Annotated in this window: 17 protein-coding genes; 3 read left to right on the top strand and 14 right to left on the bottom strand. The window is 69.2% G+C overall.

Annotation, left to right across the window (positions count from 1 at the left end):
• Positions 1-2: 2 nt before the first annotated feature.
• The 9 genes from rsfS to rplU form a co-directional block, all read right to left on the bottom strand.
• Positions 3-380: a ribosome silencing factor gene (rsfS, locus tag NQ151_RS02000; protein WP_257509683.1), complete on the bottom strand. Its 378-nt coding sequence runs from the start codon at positions 378-380 to the stop codon at positions 3-5.
• Positions 377-1,354 (bottom strand): hypothetical protein, encoded by a 978-nt coding sequence (locus tag NQ151_RS02005; RefSeq protein WP_257526852.1) that lies wholly within the window; start codon positions 1,352-1,354, stop codon positions 377-379. Before NQ151_RS02005 ends, rsfS begins: the two co-directional genes overlap by 4 nt.
• Positions 1,351-1,947, bottom strand: coding sequence for a nicotinate-nucleotide adenylyltransferase (gene nadD, locus NQ151_RS02010; protein WP_257509681.1), 597 nt, complete (start codon positions 1,945-1,947; stop codon positions 1,351-1,353). The genes NQ151_RS02005 and nadD overlap by 4 nt, the downstream gene beginning before the upstream one ends.
• 9 nt (positions 1,948-1,956) lie before the next feature.
• Positions 1,957-2,181, bottom strand: a complete 225-nt coding sequence (locus NQ151_RS02015) for a hypothetical protein (RefSeq protein WP_257509680.1) — start codon at positions 2,179-2,181, stop codon at positions 1,957-1,959.
• A gap of 49 nt (positions 2,182-2,230) precedes the next feature.
• Positions 2,231-3,496, bottom strand: coding sequence for a glutamate-5-semialdehyde dehydrogenase (locus tag NQ151_RS02020; protein ID WP_257526854.1), 1,266 nt, complete (start codon positions 3,494-3,496; stop codon positions 2,231-2,233).
• A 9-nt stretch (positions 3,497-3,505) separates the two neighbouring features.
• On the bottom strand, positions 3,506-4,333 hold the full coding sequence (gene proB, locus NQ151_RS02025; protein ID WP_257509950.1) for a glutamate 5-kinase: 828 nt from the start codon (positions 4,331-4,333) through the stop codon (positions 3,506-3,508).
• A 5-nt stretch (positions 4,334-4,338) separates the two neighbouring features.
• Complete coding sequence (obgE, locus tag NQ151_RS02030) at positions 4,339-5,841, bottom strand: GTPase ObgE (RefSeq protein ID WP_257509678.1); 1,503 nt, start codon at positions 5,839-5,841, stop codon at positions 4,339-4,341.
• A gap of 83 nt (positions 5,842-5,924) precedes the next feature.
• Positions 5,925-6,182, bottom strand: coding sequence for a 50S ribosomal protein L27 (rpmA, locus tag NQ151_RS02035; protein ID WP_257509677.1), 258 nt, complete (start codon positions 6,180-6,182; stop codon positions 5,925-5,927).
• A gap of 19 nt (positions 6,183-6,201) precedes the next feature.
• Positions 6,202-6,510 (bottom strand): 50S ribosomal protein L21, encoded by a 309-nt coding sequence (gene rplU / locus NQ151_RS02040; protein WP_257509676.1) that lies wholly within the window; start codon positions 6,508-6,510, stop codon positions 6,202-6,204.
• A 226-nt stretch (positions 6,511-6,736) separates the two neighbouring features.
• Here rplU and NQ151_RS02045 point away from each other — a divergent pair, with 226 nt between their 5' ends.
• Positions 6,737-7,003: a DUF4031 domain-containing protein gene (locus NQ151_RS02045; protein WP_257526855.1), complete on the top strand. Its 267-nt coding sequence runs from the start codon at positions 6,737-6,739 to the stop codon at positions 7,001-7,003.
• A 3-nt stretch (positions 7,004-7,006) separates the two neighbouring features.
• Here the strand turns inward: NQ151_RS02045 and NQ151_RS02050 are convergent, their stop codons facing one another.
• On the bottom strand, positions 7,007-9,415 hold the full coding sequence (locus tag NQ151_RS02050) for an Rne/Rng family ribonuclease (protein ID WP_502883548.1): 2,409 nt from the start codon (positions 9,413-9,415) through the stop codon (positions 7,007-7,009).
• Between the two features lie 289 nt (positions 9,416-9,704).
• On the opposite strand from NQ151_RS02050, the gene NQ151_RS02055 reads away from it, so the two are divergent.
• Entirely contained in the window at positions 9,705-10,280 is a 576-nt protein-coding gene (locus tag NQ151_RS02055; RefSeq protein WP_257526856.1) for a vitamin K epoxide reductase family protein, read from the top strand.
• A 167-nt stretch (positions 10,281-10,447) separates the two neighbouring features.
• Here NQ151_RS02055 and ndk read toward each other — a convergent pair whose 3' ends face one another.
• The 4 genes from ndk to ileS are packed head-to-tail and all read right to left on the bottom strand — an operon-like array spanning position 10,448 to position 16,056.
• Entirely contained in the window at positions 10,448-10,861 is a 414-nt protein-coding gene (ndk, locus tag NQ151_RS02060; protein WP_257509673.1) for a nucleoside-diphosphate kinase, read from the bottom strand.
• A 1-nt stretch (position 10,862) separates the two neighbouring features.
• Positions 10,863-11,267, bottom strand: a complete 405-nt coding sequence (locus NQ151_RS02065) for a DUF4233 domain-containing protein (protein ID WP_353477554.1) — start codon at positions 11,265-11,267, stop codon at positions 10,863-10,865.
• Positions 11,264-12,616 (bottom strand): bifunctional folylpolyglutamate synthase/dihydrofolate synthase, encoded by a 1,353-nt coding sequence (locus tag NQ151_RS02070; protein ID WP_257526858.1) that lies wholly within the window; start codon positions 12,614-12,616, stop codon positions 11,264-11,266. The genes NQ151_RS02065 and NQ151_RS02070 overlap by 4 nt, the downstream gene beginning before the upstream one ends.
• Positions 12,613-16,056, bottom strand: a complete 3,444-nt coding sequence (gene ileS / locus NQ151_RS02075) for an isoleucine--tRNA ligase (protein ID WP_257526859.1) — start codon at positions 16,054-16,056, stop codon at positions 12,613-12,615. Before ileS ends, NQ151_RS02070 begins: the two co-directional genes overlap by 4 nt.
• Before the next feature lie 225 nt (positions 16,057-16,281).
• Between ileS and NQ151_RS02080 the strand changes: the two genes are divergently transcribed.
• Positions 16,282-16,941: a pentapeptide repeat-containing protein gene (locus NQ151_RS02080; RefSeq protein ID WP_257526860.1), complete on the top strand. Its 660-nt coding sequence runs from the start codon at positions 16,282-16,284 to the stop codon at positions 16,939-16,941.
• The last annotated feature ends 6 nt before the right edge of the window (positions 16,942-16,947 follow it).

The raw sequence follows: 16,947 nt of genomic DNA on the forward strand, positions 1-16,947 counted from the left end.
GCTCAGTCCTTGTTGGCGGGCGTGGCCAGCTCGATGGGGATGACCGGGCAGTCCTTCCACAGCCGCTCGAGGCTGTAGAACATGCGGTCCTCCTCGTGGAACACATGCGCGACGAGATCTCCGAAGTCCAACAGAACCCACCGGGACTGGTCGCGTCCTTCGCGGCGGAGGCGCTTGTGGCCGGCTTCGAGCAGTTTCTCTTCGATGCGGTCGGCGATTGCGGCGACGTTCCGCTCACCGTGCCCGGTGACGATCAGGAACGCGTCCACCAGCGGCAGTGGTTCGGAGACGTCGAGGGCGATGATGTCCTCACCGCCGGTTGCATCGGCCGCTTGTGCGGCGATTTGGGCCATTTCGTGCGATTGCGCGCTGGCGGTCATGAGAAAACTCCTGTGGTAACGGCGAGAATGAGCACACCCACGAGCGTGAGGGCGAGTGCACCGGCTGTGATGGCAAGCGCCATCATGAGACGCCCGCCCTTTTCCGGTGCCGGTGGCTGGATGATTTCGCCAGACGTCTTGGACGTACTGACGGCGGCGCTGGCGGCGATCGGAGTGGGCGAGGACGCCGGCGGCAGTTCGCCGTCCATCAGCGCCGCGTCGATGTCCTTGCCGTCGGCCACACCGGGCGCATGCCCGTTGGAGCCGAGGCCTTCCGGCAGCGCGAACGTGCCGGTGATGAGCACCTCGCCGGTCGCCGTGACGGGACCGACCAGCGGGCCCGATGTCGGCGTCTGCGAGAGGATCAGCGCGTTGGACGCTGCGAGCGTGCCGTTGCTGCCGCTGCGGGCGAGGATGTGGTCGAAGGATGCCGGAAGCTCAACTGCCTCCGCGTCGCCGGCAAGGAGCTCGGCGCCCAGTGCGCTGTTGACGACCGGCCGCTCTTCTTCCTCGACCTCGACTTCGGCTACTTCCTCGACGCCGGCATCGTGAGTCTCGGCATCCACCGCCTCGTCGCCGTGCGCGTCGTCAGCGGTTTCCTGTGCCTGCTCGGCGGGCGGCGCGAACGGTGAGACGTCTTCGGCGGGCGCTTGCGCCTGCTCTGCCTGCTCGGATTCGGCCGCGTGAGCGGCGAGCACATCCGCCGTGATGACCGGCACGGATGCCGTGCGGATGCGCTCCTGCTGGCGGGCCTGGCGCCGCGTCAGCGGATGCGCTCCGAGGTCGACGCTCTCGTCGGTCGCGGGTGCGGGCGGCACCTCGACGGGCGCCGCTGGTCGCGGCAACGGCGCGGCCACGACGGGCGGCTCGGCCGGTGGCGCGTCCGGCGGGATGATCTGGTTCGCCGCCGTGTTACGCAGGTCGCGCAGCGTCTTGCGCGTCAGCGGCGGAGTGGGCTGCTCGGGTGTGCTCATGCCATGCTCCGATAGAGGTGGTGCTTCGCAATGTATTGGACGACGCCGTCGGGAACCAGGTACCACACGGGATAACCCCGGTGGACGCGGGAACGGCAGTCGGTGGACGAGATCGCCAGCGCCGGGACCTCCAGCTGACTGACGCCTTCGGGGGGCAGATCTTCGATGTTCAGGACGTGGCCGGGGCGGGAAACGGCGATGAAGTGGGCCATGCGCCACAGTTCCGCGTGGTCACGCCACGTGAAGATCTGCGCGATCGCATCTGCGCCGGTGATGAAGAAGAACTCGGCATCCGGTCGCTGCGCGCGAAGGTCGCGCAGCGTGTCGGTGGTGTAGGTCGGTCCCCCGCGGTCGATGTCGACGCGGCTCACGGTGAACCGGGGGTTGGATGCCGTGGCGATCACGGTCATGAGGTAACGGTGCTCCGCCGCCGAGACATCGTGCTTCTGCCAGGGCTGGCCGGTGGGCACGAACACGACCTCGTCGAGGTCGAGCGACTGGGCGACTTCGCTGGCCGCCACCAAGTGTCCGTGATGGATCGGATCGAACGTTCCGCCCATCACTCCAATGCGCGGTGCGCGCGGAGAATTCATACGGCCGGCCTAATGGTGGCCGTGCCCCGCCTGCGGAAGCTCGTCGGCGTGGGCGCGCGCGTACGCGTCGGCTTTGTGGGAGTGACGGTTGGCGACGTTGCGGTAGGACAGCGTCACCAGCCCCAGCAGCATGAACACGACAAAAGCGACGATGCCGTAGCCGACGTTGTCGAAGAGTCCGACGTGGTGTTCGGTCTCCGCCGCGGCGAGAGCGGTGATCGTAGCGAAAGTCATGCGGGCTCCGTTCGGGTTGCGTTGGTGGCGCGGCTTCCAGCTTATTGCGTCAAGGGCGGATCTGCCCGGCGCCACGGGCAAGCCACTTGGTGCTGGTCAGCTCCGGCAGCCCCATGGGGCCGCGGGCGTGGAGTTTCTGGGTGGAGATGCCGACCTCGGCGCCGAAGCCGAATTCGCCGCCGTCGGTGAACCGGGTGGAGGCGTTGGCCATGACAACGGCCGCATCCACCTCGGCGAGGAAGCGTTCTGCGCGCGCGTCGTCGGCGGTGATGATCGACTCGGTGTGCCCGGTCGAATACCGGCGGATGTGCGCCAGCGCCTCGTCGAGATCGTCGACGACGCGCATCGACAGGTCCAGGCTCATGTGCTCGACGGCGTACTCGTCGTCGGTCACGGGGACGACGTCGGCGGCGAGGCGGCGCGTGGTGTCATCGCCGTGGACGGTGACACCCTCGGCCTGGAGCGCTGCCACGACGGGTGCGACCAGGCGGTCGGCCGCATCCGCGAGCACCAGCACGGTCTCCACCGCGTTGCACACGCTTGGGCGCTGCACCTTGGCGTTCACGACGATCTCTCGGGCCCAGTCCAGCGGCGCGGTGGAATCCAGCACGATGTGCACCACTCCGGCACCGGTCTCGATGACCGGAACGGTGGACTCCGTCACGACGGTCTCGATCAGCTGGGCACTGCCGCGAGGGATCAGCACGTCGACCAGGCCACGCGCCTGCATCAGTTCGCGGGCACCGTCCCGGCCGAAGTCGTCGACGCTCTGCACTGCTTCCGGGTCGACGCCGGCGCCCGCGAGGGCGTCGCGCATGACGCGGACGAGGGCGGCGTTGGAGTGCTGCGCCGCGGTTCCGCCGCGCAGCACCACGGCGTTGCCGGAGCGCAGCGCGAGGGCGGCGATGTCGACGGTCACGTTCGGGCGGGCTTCGTAGATGGCGCCGACCACGCCGAACGGCACGGACACCTTCTGCAGGCGAACACCGGTGGGCAGCACCCGTTCGTCCAGTACGCGCCCCACGGGGTCGGGGAGCGCGGCGACATCCCGCACCGCCGCGGCGAGGGCGCCGATGCGTGCGGCATCCAAGCGCAGTCGGTCCTGCAGTCCGGCGGTCATGCCGCCCGCGGCGCCGCGCTGTAGATCCTCGGCGTTGGCGGCGACGATCTCATCCACCGAAGCGTCGATGGCGTCGGCGATCGCGTGCAGAGCGGCAGCCTTCTCGGCATCGCCGAGGAGAGCGACGCTGCGCGCGGCATCTTTGGCGCGCTGCATCCGTTCGCGCGCCGTCGTTGTCGCTGTGAGGGTGGTCATCCCGCCAGTTTAGCCGTGGCCCCTGGCACCCGTCTCGATCGGGCCCGTCGTCGGTACCGCGCCCGCCGGGTTCGGTGCGAACCACGTGCCGATCTGCGCGCCGGACAACGCCTCACCGACGCGTTGGGCGCTGGTGACCACAACGCCGACTCCGGATGCCGCAGCCAGCCGCGCGGCGGAGACTTTCGTGGCCGCTCCCCCGGTGCCGACGCTGTTGACGACGACCGATCCGAACTCGTAGCCGGCCAAGTCATCGCCGTAGTCCACGTGCGTGATCGGGCGGGCGCCTGGCTCGGAGGGTGGGCGCGTGTAGAGGCACTCCACGTCGCTGAGCAGCACCAGCGCGTCGGCGCCGACCAGACGGGCGACGAGGGCGGCGAGGCGGTCGTTGTCGCCGAAGCGGATCTCATGCGTCGCCACGGTGTCGTTCTCGTTGACAATCGGCAGGATGCGCAGGCCCAGCAGGCGCTCCATCGCGCGGCGCGCGTTGGAGCGAGGAGTGGGGTTCTCCAGATCGCCGGCTGTGAGCAGCACCTGGCCGGCGATGATGCCGAAAGCGCGCAGCGCTTCCTGATACCGATAGATGAGGATGTTCTGTCCCACCGCGGCCGCAGCCTGCTGCGTGGCAAGGTCCGAGGGACGCTCGTCGAGCTGGAGGAACGGCATGCCGGTGGCGATGGCACCGGAGGAGACCAGCACCACCTCCACACCGCGGGCGTGTGCCGCAGCCAGGGCCTCGACGATGCCCTGGATCGCGCCGGCGTTCTCACCGCTGATCGACGACGAGCCGACCTTGACGACCAACCGCCGAGCTGTGCGCACCGCTGCGCGATCCATTGCTGTCACCGAGCGCTCTCCCCGTCGCCTCCGGCGATGCGCTCCGCTTCGAGGTCGGCGCGCGCCTCGGCCTTGGCGTTCATCCGTTCGTAGTAACGCTCACGACGCTGCGACGTGTTGCGCCTCGGGTTGAGGTCCAGTCGCGGGTCGGTGCCACGCGGCGCGGTCTTCAGCTCCGCGGCAGAGGCCATCGTCGGGTGCCAGTCGAACACGACACCGTCGCCGTCGCCGATCACGACGGTGGAACCGGCCTGCGCGCCTGCCTTGAACAGGCCGTCCTCGACCCCGAGCTTCTCGAGGCGATCGGCAAGGAAGCCCACCGCCTCCTCGTTCTGGAAGTCGGTCTGCTGCACCCAGCGCACGGGCTTTTCGCCCAGCACGCGGTAGAGGTTGCCGTACGTGCCGCCCTCGACGCGGATCTCGAAGTCCTTGTCCGCACCCTTCGGGCGGATGACGATGCGCTCGGGTGCCGGGGTGGCAGCCAGCGTCGCGCGGTGCTGCGACACGATGTCGCCCAGCGCGTAGCTCAGCTGGCGCAGACCTTCGTGGCTGACCGTGGAGATCTCGAACACACGGTAGCCGCGGGCTTCGAGGTCAGGGCGGACCAGCTCGGCGAGATCCTTCGCTTCGGGTACGTCGATCTTGTTGAGCGCGATCAGCTGCGGCCGCTCGAGCAACGGGGTCTGGCCCTCCGGCACGGGGTAGGCGCCGAGCTCGGCCAGGATCACGTCGAGGTCGGTCAGCGGGTCGCGGCCGGGCTCCAGCGTCGCGCAGTCCAGCACATGCACGAGAGCCGTGCAGCGCTCGACATGGCGCAGGAACTCAAGACCCAGGCCCTTGCCTTCGCTCGCACCTTCAACAAGACCCGGCACATCGGCCACGGTGAACCGCACTTCGCCGGCCTGAACGACACCGAGGTTGGGGTGAAGCGTCGTGAACGGATAGTCGGCGATCTTGGGGCGCGCGGCCGAGACCGCGGCGATGAGGCTCGACTTGCCTGCGGAGGGGAAACCCACCAGCGCGACATCGGCGACGGTCTTCAGCTCGAGGAGGATGTCGCCTTCCCAGCCGGGCGTGCCCAGCAGTGCGAAGCCGGGGGCCTTGCGCTTGGGGTTTGCAAGGGCAGCGTTACCCAGCCCGCCCTGACCGCCGGGGGCGACCACGACGCGCGTGCCCGGCTCGACCATGTCGACGAGCGTCTCGCCGGCGGCGTTCTTCACGACGGTGCCCACCGGAACGGTGAGTTCGATCGACTCCCCCGCCGCGCCGGAGCGGTTGTCGCCCATGCCGAACCCGCCGTTGGCGGCGGTGCGGTGCGGCGAGTGGTGGTACGACAGCAGGGTGGTCTCCTGCGGATCTGCGACCAGCACGATGTCACCGCCGTTGCCACCGTTGCCGCCGTCCGGTCCGGCGAGTGGCTTGAACTTCTCGCGCCGCACCGACACGCAGCCGTTGCCACCCTTGCCCGCGCGCAGATGCAGCGTCACTCGATCCACGAAGGTCACCATGAGCTGCTCCTCAGCTTTCGGAAAAACAGGCGAGGGACGAGCCGAAGCCCGCCCCTCGCCGAGAATTTATTGCGATACCGCGATTACTCCGCGGCTGCGACGATGTTGACGACCTTGCGGCGGCCCTTCGCGCCGAACTCGACCGCGCCTGCGGCGAGAGCGAACAGCGTGTCGTCCTTGCCGCGGCCGACGTTGGCGCCCGGGTGGAAGTGGGTGCCGCGCTGGCGGACGATGATCTCGCCGGCGTTGACTTCCTGGCCACCGAAGCGCTTGACGCCCAGTCGCTGGGCGTTGGAGTCGCGACCGTTACGGGTGGAGCTTGCGCCCTTTTTATGTGCCATCTCTGCGTCTCCCCTGGGCTTACTTGATGCCGGTGACCTTGACGCGCGTGAGGTCCTGACGGTGCCCCTGGCGCTTCTTGTAACCGGTCTTGTTCTTGAACTTCTGGATCACGATCTTCGGGCCACGCAGTTCGCTGAGAACCTCAGCGGTCACGGTGACCTTCGCGAGCTTTTCGGCGTCCGTCGTCACGGCGTCGCCGTCGACGAGCAGCACCGCGGGCAACTCAAGGGTCTCGCCGACCTTGGTCCGCTGACGGTCCAGGACGACGATCGTGCCGACCTCGACCTTTTCCTGGCGGCCGCCGGCGCGCACAACTGCGTAAACCACTTCACACCTGTTTTCGTCTGGGGAGCGCACGGCTCCGGTTGTCTTGCGAGACTCGCTCTGGGAAAGATAAGTCTTGGTGCCTGGTCGGTCGCTGTCAGCTACCGCCGTACGCGTTCCGTCCTAAGACGTGGAAACGCCGCGCACCCAAAGGTAGAGTTTAGCCGATGCGGGCCGACATGCCAAAAGGGCGGCGCAGTGTGTCGCGCCGGCGCTCTAGGATCGGCGGATGGCAATCCTGATCGATGACCCGCGCTGGCCCGCGCACGGCCGCCTGTGGGCGCACCTGATCAGCGACAGCAAGCTGAGCGAGTTGCACGCGTTCGCCGCCGCCAACGGCATCCCGCCGCGCAGTTTCGATCTGGATCACTATGACGTTCCTGATGAGGCCCACGCACGCCTCGTGGCCGCCGGCGCGAATCACGTCGACGGCCACGAGCTGGTGCGCAGGCTGATTGCGTCGGGGCTGCGCGTACGAGCGCGCGACCGACGCTGAGGGCTACTCCCCGTCGGCCACGTGGGGCACGGGCGTGCCCGTCAGCGCCGCGGTGGATACACGCCGACGTCCCCGGCCCTGACCGGGTGCCTTCGGCTCCGGCAGCGCCTGCAGGACGGAGTCCAGCAGCAGGTCCTTCTCGGTCTTGGGCGCGGCCGAATCGGTGCGCTTCTTGCGCGGCTTCTTCGCCCGCTCGGCGCGTTCGGTCCGCTCGGTTCGGTCGGCCGATGGCGGCAGCACCACGGGGATCACCGGCACGTCAACCTCAGCCTCGACCACCTCGACCTCGGCTTCCACCGTGGCGTCGTCCTGAGTCGGGTGGATGGTGGATGCCGCGATCTGTGCGAGAGCCGACTTCACGCCTTCGGTGATCACGTGCGTACCGCCGGTGGTCGCCGGGGCGGGCGCGGCCTGGCGGGGGCGACGTGCGGAGGAGCTGCCACCGCCGTTGTTGTTGTTGCTGCTGCGGTGCTTGACCACGGGGTCGTGATGCACGATCACGCCGCGGCCGGCGCACACCTCGCACGCCTCGCTGAAGGTCTCCAGCAGGCCCAGGCCCAGCTTCTTGCGGGTCATCTGCACGAGGCCGAGCGAGGTGACCTCGGCGACCTGGTGCTTGGTGCGGTCGCGGCTGAGGCATTCCACGAGCCGTCGCAACACGAGGTCACGGTTGGTCTCGAGCACCATGTCGATGAAGTCGACCACGATGATGCCGCCGATGTCACGCAGCCGCAGCTGACGCACGATCTCCTCGGCCGCTTCGAGGTTGTTCTTGGTGACCGTCTCCTCCAGGTTTCCCCCGGAGCCGACGAACTTGCCGGTGTTGACGTCGATGACCGTCATCGCCTCGGTGCGGTCGATCACGAGCGAGCCGCCGGAGGGCAGCCAGACCTTGCGGTCCAGCGCCTTCTCGATCTGCTCCGTGATGCGGAACTCGTCGAACGGGTCGTGGTCGCCTTCGAACGGCTGCACGCGGTCGAGCAGGTCCGGGGCGACACCGGCGAGGTAGCTGGTGATCGTCTGGAACGCGTCTTCGCCCTGGATGAGCATCCGCGTGAAGTCCTCGTTGAAGACGTCGCGGACGATCTTCACCAGCAGATCGGGCTCAGAGTGCAGCAGCGACGGGGCCTGGCCCGACTCGACCTGCTTGCTGATGTGCTCCCACTGGTTGGTCAGCCGCTGCACGTCGCGCGTCAGTTGGTCCTCGGTGGCACCCTCGGCCGCAGTGCGCACGATGACGCCACTTGATTCGGGCAGCACCTCCTTGAGGATGCGCTTGAGGCGCGCCCGCTCGGTGTCGGGGAGCTTGCGGGAGATGCCGTTCATGGCGCCGCCCGGGACGTACACGAGGTAGCGGCCGGGAAGGGAGATCTGGCTGGTCAGGCGCGCGCCCTTGTGGCCGATCGGGTCCTTGGTCACCTGCACCAGGACGCGGTCGCCCGATTTGAGTGCGAGCTCGATGCGACGCGGCTGGTTGCCGGTCTCCACGGCATCCCAGTCCACCTCGCCGGAGTACAGCACCGCGTTGCGGCCGCGGCCGATGTCGACGAAGGCTGCCTCCATGCTCGGCAGCACGTTCTGCACGCGACCGAGGTACACGTTGCCGATGAGCGAGGCGTCCTGGCTGCGCGCGACGTAGTGCTCGACGAGCACGTTGTCCTCGAGCACCGCGATCTGCACGCGCCCGTTCTTGGAGCGCACGATCATCATGCGGTCGACGGCTTCGCGGCGGGCGAGGAACTCGGCCTCGGTGACCACGGTGCGCCGGCGTCCGGCTTCACGGCCGTCGCGGCGGCGCTGCTTCTTGGCCTCCAGGCGCGTGGAGCCCTTGATGCGCTGCGGCTCGGTGATGAGCTCGACGGCACGCTGGCGCGGCTGCGCAGGCGCCGCAGCAGGGGCGTCGTCGATGTCGTCGCCGCCACGACGGCGACCGCGGCGCGGGCGCGGGGCGGACGCGGTGGGGCGTTCGTCGACCTCGTCGAAGTCGTCGGGCACGGCGCGGCCGGTGTGAGCCGGCAGCGGTGCGACGGCGGGAGCGTAGAAGTGCAGCTGCGTCGACACGGCCGAGACGAAGTTCTCCGGCAGCAGGCCGAGACTCACGGCCGTGACCGGCCCGGTGGGCTCGGGCTCGGATGCCGTGTCGTCGGATGCTGCGTCGTCGGATGCTGCGTCGTCGGATGCTGCGTCGTCGGATGCCGTCGGCTCGGGCGCGTCGTCTGCAGGTGCCTCCGGCGCCACCGCGGGAGCCGGGTCGGGCTCCGTAGCGGCATCCGTCGTCTCGGCATCCTGCTCGACGGTCGGCTCGTCGGCCGACGTCTCGTCGGTCTGCTCGGGCGCCTCGATGTCGAGTTGCGAAGGCGTCAGCGCGTCGTCATCGTTGGCGGGACTTGTGCGGGTCTCATCGGATATCACCGGCGTACTCCTTGCGGGCGACACCGCGCGTCGCCCGGCTAAATCTCGTGCGGTACCGCTGTCGTCTCGTCTGTGACGGTGCGGCTCGCGAACTCTCACTCGGTCTGCAGCCGGCGCTCGGCGGGCTGCGCTGGGCGTTCATCGCCCGAAGTCTTCGGAGATGCGTTCGCGGCGCGGCCGCGGGTGCATCAGCCACCATTATCGCACCTCCGGCGCTTCTTGTGGCGCAGGTGTGGCCCGGCGTCGTCCGCCGGGGTTGTGCAGGGGCTGCGATGGCATAATCCGGGGCATGCCCGACACCCGTTCCGCGCGCCCGACCGTCCTTGCCGTGTGGCTCGTCATCGCCGGTGTCGTCGGGTGGTGGGCGGCGTTTTCGCTCACGATGGAGCGGTTCCACTTGCTGGCCGATCCCGATGCGATCGCGTCGTGCGACTTCAGTCTGCTGGTGCAGTGCACAGCGAATCTGCAGTCCGCTCAGGGCAGCGTCTTCGGGTTTCCCAACCCGATTCTCGGGTTGACCGGCTGGGTCGCACCGGTCGTCGTGGGGGTCGCGGTGCTGGCCGGGGCGCGGTTCGCGCGATGGTTCTGGTGGTGCTTCTGGGCCGGGACCGCGTTCGCCTTCGGCTTCGTGGTGTGGTTGATCGGCCAGAGTGTGTTCGTGCTGGCGACGCTGTGCCCGTGGTGCATGGTGACCTGGGCGGTGACCATCCCGACGTTCTATGCCGTGACGGTGCACGTGCTGCGGGTATCCGGCATCCGCTGGGCCCGTCGCCTGGGACCGTGGGTGCCGTTGGCGACGTTCCTGAGCTACGCCGTGGTCGCGGTGATCGCGCAGCTGCGTCTCGATTGGCTCTCCCAGCTCTGACGCCGAGTGAGTATTCACGCTGCCGAGTGAGTATTCATGCTGCCGAGTGAGTATTCATGCTGCCGAGTGAGTACTCGCCAGGGCGGCGAGTACTCGCTCGAGACGACGAATACTCACTCGCGGGCACGAATACTCACTCGCGGGCACGAATACTCACTCGGGAGCGGTCAGAACCAGATCGCGAGCTCGCGGGCGGCGGACTCGGGGCTGTCGGAGCCGTGCACCAGGTTCTGCTGCACGGCGACGCCCCAGTCGCGGCCGAGGTCGCCGCGGATCGTGCCGGGCGCTGCCGTGGTCGGGTCGGTGGTGCCGGCCAGGGACCGGAACCCCTCGATCACCCGGTTGCCGGCGAGGCGGATCGCCACCGACGGACCAGACATCATGAACTCCACGAGCGGCTCGTAGAAGGGCTTCCCGGCGTGCTCGGCGTAGTGCTGCTCGAGGCGGTCGCGGTCGGGCTCCACCAGCCGCAGGTCCACGAGGGAGTACCCCTTCGCCTCGATGCGGGCGAGGATCACGCCCGTGAGTCCCCGTGCCACGCCGTCCGGCTTCACCAGGACGAGAGTTTCTTCGGTGGCCATGTCAGTCTCCGTTTCGCTGTTCGGCCTCGGCGACCAGGCGCGCATTGCGCCGGTCGAGCGAGGCCCCTTTGATGGTCGCATACGCCCACATCGCGCCGAACATCAGCGCGATGAGCAGGATTGCCGGCACGAACACGGCGCCGAGGGCCACGGTGACCTGCAGCACCCAGCCGAACGCCACCGCCCACCGGTGACGCAACAGGCCCGCCGTGATCACCATGAGCACAGCCACGACGCTGCCGGCGACAATCCCCCACCACGGCTCGACGCCTTCGGGCAGCACACGCAGCCCGTAGATCGCCAGGCCCGCGAGGAACGCCACGATCGCCTCGAACACCAGCACGATCGACCCGAGCGACTCCGCAGCGCCCCGCGTACGGCGCGGCTGCGGTGCGGCCGCGCTCACGCGCTCCACCCGCTCTTCCAATCCCCTGCGGATGCCGCCGTCAGCGCTTCCCCGGCCAGTACGACACTGCCGGCGATGATCACGGCGCGGCGGTCGGATGCCGCAGCCCACTCCCGCGCCGCCTCCGCGGCGTCGGCGACATCCGGATGCACGCTGACCTGAGCGCCCCGCTCCTCGGCGAGGTCGGCGATCGCATCGGGGTCGCTGGCGCGGTCGGACTGCGGAGCGGTCGCGAACACGTGCGCCGCGAGGGGCGCGAGTTCCGCGACGACACCGGCGACGTCCTTGTCGGCGAGGGCACCGAGCACCACGCCCCACTCGTCGAAGTCGAACACGTCACGCAGCGCTGTGGCCAGCGCCCGCGCACCGTGCGGGTTGTGCGCGCCGTCGACGATCACCGTCGGGGACACGCCCACCAGTTGCAGGCGGCCGGGCGAGGTGACCTCCGCGAGGCCCTCGGTGAGCACGTCGGCGGCGATCGGCTGGGTCGCCGCGCCGAGCAGCGACTCCACCGCGGCGATCGCGAGGGCCGCGTTGTGACCCTGGTGCGCGCCGTAGATCGGCAGGTACTGGTCGTCGTAGGTGCCGGCGAGCCCGCGCACCGAGATCAGCTGCCCGCCGACGGCGAGGCGGTCGGCGGTGAGGTCGAATCCCTCCCCCTCGAACGCGATCGTGGCGTCGTGGGCGGATGCCGCGGCGCGCAGCACCCGCTCGGCGGCGGCATCCTGTCGCGCGGAGACGACCGCGGCGCCGTCCTTGATGATTCCAGCCTTGACCTGGGCGATCTCCGCGATCGTGCCGCCCAGACGGTCGGCGTGGTCCATGTCGATCGGGGTGAACACTGCGACGTCGCCGTCGGCGGTATTGGTCGAGTCCCAGGACCCGCCCATGCCCACTTCGATGACGGCCACATCCACCGGAGCATCCGAGAAGGCTACGAACGCGAGCGCGGTCAGCAGCTCGAAGAACGTCAACGGCTCCTCGTCGGCCTCTGCCAGTTCGGCGTCGACGATCTCGACGAACGGTGCGACCTCGTCCCAGGCGTCAGCGACGGCGGCATCGGCGATGGGCTCGCCGTCGATCATGATCCGCTCGGTGAATCGCTCCAGGTGGGGGCTGGTGAACAGCCCCACCCGCAGCCCGTGCGCTCGCACGATGCTGTCGATGATGCGGCTCGTGGACGTCTTGCCGTTGGTCCCGGTCACGTGCACCACCCGGTAGGTGCGCTGCGGGTCGTCGAGGAACTCCAGCAACCGCGCGGTGCGCTCCTTGCGCGGCTCCACCCACCGCTCACCGGCGCGGGCGAGGAGTGTCTCGTAGACGGTGTCGGCCCTGCGGCGATCGTTCATGCGCTCACCCGGCTGACCGCGACGTAGAAGCCGCCCCGGTTGGCGTAGGTGCCGGCAGGCACGTACGCGACGTGGTCGGGCGTGGCGCCGAAGACATCCGGATGCCACTGGTCACCGGCCATGTCCGAGGGCACCCCGATGTCGCGACCGGCGACGCGCGCCGCCAGATCCACCGCGAGGGTCTCCCCCGCGACATCGGCGGCATCCACCCCGGCCTCGAGCGCCGACGCGTCGTCGGCGGACTCGAACAGCAGCTGCAGACGGATGCGGTCGCTCACGTCGAAACCGGCGGCCTTGCGGGTGTCCTGCACGGCGCGCACGACGTCGCGCGCGAAGCCCTCGGCTTCCAGCTCGGGTGTCGTGGTGGTCTCCAGCAGCACGAAACCGGTGCTCGGCAGCAGGGAGAGCGCCTCGCCGTCCGGGCGACCGCTGGTCTCCAGCGCCAGGTCGTACTCGCCCGGCTCCAGTGTCACGCCACCGGCGGTGACGACACCGTCGGTCTCGGACCAGTCGCCGCTCTTGGCGGCTTGGATGACCTGCTGCACCTGCTTGCCCAGGCGCGGGCCGGCGGCACGCGCGTTGACCGACAGGCGGTGGGTGATGCCGTACTCGGCGGCGGTGTCCTCGCGCAGTTCCACGAGCTCCACAGCCTTGACGTTCAGCTCGTCGCGCAGCAGCTCATCGAACTGCGCGAGCGAGCCCGCCCCCGGGACGACCACTGTCAGCCGGGGCAGCGGCAGCCGCACGCGCTTGCCCTCGCGCTTGCGCAGCGCGTTGGCGACGCTGGTCACTTCGCGCACGGCATCCATCGCGGTGCGGATGTCGTCGGCGGTCGGGAAGACCTCGGCATCCGGCCAGTCCTCCAGGTGCACGCTGCGGCCACCCGTGAGGCCCTGCCAGATCTGCTCGGACACCAGCGGGATCAGCGGTGCCGCCACGCGGGTGACGGTCTCGAGCACCGTGTACAGCGTGTCGAACGCCTCGCGGCTCGTCGGGTCGTCGGTGACGCCCGTCCAGAACCGGTCGCGAGACCGGCGGATGTACCAGTTGGTCAGCGCCTCGGCGAACTCCCGCAGCTTGGCCGCGGCGGTGGTGGAATCCAGTGCGTCCAACTCGGTTGCCACGTCGCGGACCAGGTCGCCGGTCAGCGCGAGGATATAGCGGTCCAGCACGTTGGTCGAGTCGGTGCGCCAGGATGCCTCGTAGCCGCCGGCCCCGCCGGCAGGACCGCCGGCGGCGTTGGCGTAGGTGGCGAAGAAGTACCACGCGTTCCACAACGGCAGCAGGAACTCGCGCACGCCGGCGCGGATGCCCTCCTCGGTGACGACGAGGTTGCCGCCGCGCAGCACCGGGCTGGCCATGAGGAACCATCGCATCGCGTCGGAGCCGTCGCGGTCGAACACTTCGGACACGTCGGGGTAGTTGCGTAGCGACTTGGACATCTTCTGCCCGTCGCTGCCCAGCACGGTGCCGTGGCAGGACGCGCCGATGAACGCCGGGCGGTCGAAGAGCGCCGTGGAGAGCACGTGCATGACGTAGAACCACCCGCGGGTCTGCGGGATGTACTCCACGATGAAGTCCGCCGGGGAGTGCTCGTCGAACCATTCGCGGTTCTCGAACGGGTAGTGCACCTGGGCGTAGGGCATCGATCCGGAGTCGAACCAGACGTCGAAGACGTCCTCGATGCGTCGCATCGTGGACTGCCCGGTCGGGTCGTCGGGGTTCGGCCTGGTCAGGTCGTCGATGTAGGGGCGGTGCAGGTCCACTTCGCCCTGCTCGTTGCGGGGCAGGCGCCCGAAGTCGCGCTCCATCTCGTCGAGCGAGCCGTACACGTCCACCCGCGGGTACGCCGGGTCATCGCTGCGCCACACCGGGATCGGTGAACCCCAATAGCGGTTGCGGCTGACCGACCAGTCGCGCGCGCCCTGCAGCCACTTGCCGAACTGGCCGTGCTTGATGTTCTCCGGCGCCCACGTGATCTGCTCGTTGAGCTCGATCATGCGGTCCTTGATCGCGCTGACGCGCACGAACCAGCTGGAGACGGCCTTGTAGATCAGCGGATTGCGGCAGCGCCAGCAGTGCGGGTACGAGTGCTCGTAGCTGGCTTCGCGCAGCAGCCGGCCCTCGGCCTTGAGCAGCCGGATCAGCGGCCGGTTGGCATCCATCCACAGCTCGCCGGCGACGTCGGTGACCTGCGGCAGAAAACGTCCGCCGTCATCCAGGCTCATGATCAGCGGGATGCCGGCGGCTTCGGTGATGCGCTGGTCGTCCTCGCCGTACGCCGGCGCCTGATGCACGATGCCGGTGCCGTCGCTAGTGGTGACGTATTCGTCGACCAGGATGCGCCAGGCGCGGTCGGTCCCCCACACCTCGGCATCGGCGTAGTAGTCGAACAGCCGGTCGTAGTGCACGTCCTCCAGCTCACGGCCCTGCACGCGCTGCTGCACCGCTTCGCGGGCGGCTTCGACGCTGTCGTAGCCGAGGTCCTTGGCGTACCCGGGCAGCAGTTCCTCGGCCAGCAGGTAGCGATGCGATTCGCCTTCCGCGCGGTCCTCGTGCACGTCCGCCGCGCCGTGGGGGCCACCGGGCACGACGACGTAGGTGACGTCGGGGCCGACGGCCAGCGCCAGGTTGGTGGGGAGGGTCCACGGCGTCGTCGTCCACGCGAGGGCGCGCACGGCGGTCAGCCCCATGGCTTCAGCCTTCGTACCAACGAGCGGGAACGTGACGGTGACCGATGGGTCCTGACGCATCTTGTAGACGTCGTCGTCCATGCGCAGCTCGTGGTTGGACAGCGGCGTCTCGTCGCGCCAGCAATAAGGCAGCACGCGGTGGCCCTCGTAGGCGAGGTCCTTGTCGTAGAGCTCCTTGAACGCCCACAGCACCGATTCCATGAACCCGGGGTCGAGCGTCTTGTAGCCACGGTCGAAGTCCACCCAGCGGGCCTGGCGGGTGACGTAGTCCTCCCACTCGTGGGTGTACTCCAGAACCGATTCGCGGGCCTTCGCGTTGAATGCGGCGATGCCCATCTGCTCGATCTGGCTCTTCTCGGTGATGCCGAGCTGCTTCATCGCCTCGAGCTCGGCCGGAAGGCCGTGTGTGTCCCAGCCGAACACGCGGTCGACCTTCTTGCCGCGCATGGTCTGGAACCGCGGGAAGAGATCCTTGGCGTACCCGGTGAGCAGGTGCCCGTAGTGGGGCAGGCCGTTCGCGAACGGCGGGCCGTCGTAGAACACCCACTCCGGGGCGCCCTCGCGCTGCGCGATCGACGCGCGGAACGTGTCGTCCTCTGCCCAGAAGGCGAGGACCTCCTGCTCGATGTCGGGGAAGCGCGGGCTCGGCACGACGCCCGGACCGAAGGAGGCGCCTGGCGCGGCGCCGGCGGCATCCGGTGCGGTCGCCTCGGCGGCCGAGCGTGATGAAGGTCGGGGGTAGGTCATGTCACTCCAGCAGGTTGCGATGCGTCCTGCGAGGACGACCCGTCCGGGCCGCGGTACCACCCCGCTTTGATCCCGGTCTGCACCGTGGATCCACTCTCACTGCGGCGGTGACGGGCCTGCCCCGCTCGGTTCTACTGACGGTTTCCCGCGTTCTTCCGAGAGCTCCCCGGTGATAGCCGGATCGATGCTGATCGTCCGATTGTACGCGTCCGTAGGCTCTTGTGCATGCCGCCGCGTCCCACCCGCCCTGCCCCGCCTCGCTCCGCAGCCCCCGATCTGCCCGCACGCCTGTCCGCCACGACGACGATCGCACGCCGTGCGGACATCTCGCAGAGCCGCTTCGAGGCGCTTGCCGGCGAGGTGGATGCCGCACACGCGCGGCTGGTGGAATGCGTCTTCGCCCCGGCGTCGGTGGACCGTCTCGACCTGACCGGCGCGACGCTCATCGACGTCGAGATCGAGGACCTACGGGCCACGACCCTGGCCGCGGTGAGCGGCACCTGGCGCTCGGTGCGCATCACCGGCGGCCGGATCGGCACCCTCGACCTCTCGCGCGCCCAGCTGGACGCCGTGGAGATTCGCGGGGCCCGCATCGACTACCTCTCACTCGGGCAGGCCAGCGCCGCCGACATCCTCATCGCCGACTGCGTGCTGGGCACGATCGACATCCCGGCGGCACAGCTGGACCGGGTGCGGTTCGAGGGATGCCGCGCCGACGACGTCGATACGCGGGAACTGCGCGCGACCGATCTCGACCTCCGCGGGCTGGAGGTGCTGGGGTTCACCGATCTGCGGGCGCTGCGTGGCGTCACCCTCGCCCCGCACCAGGTGGCGGCGCTGGCGGAGTCGTTCGCTGTCGCCCTCGGCATCGACGTACGCGACTGACGGGCC

Origin of the sequence: Microbacterium sp. zg-YB36 (assembly GCF_024623575.2) — a bacterium.
Lineage (GTDB): Bacteria > Actinomycetota > Actinomycetes > Actinomycetales > Microbacteriaceae > Microbacterium.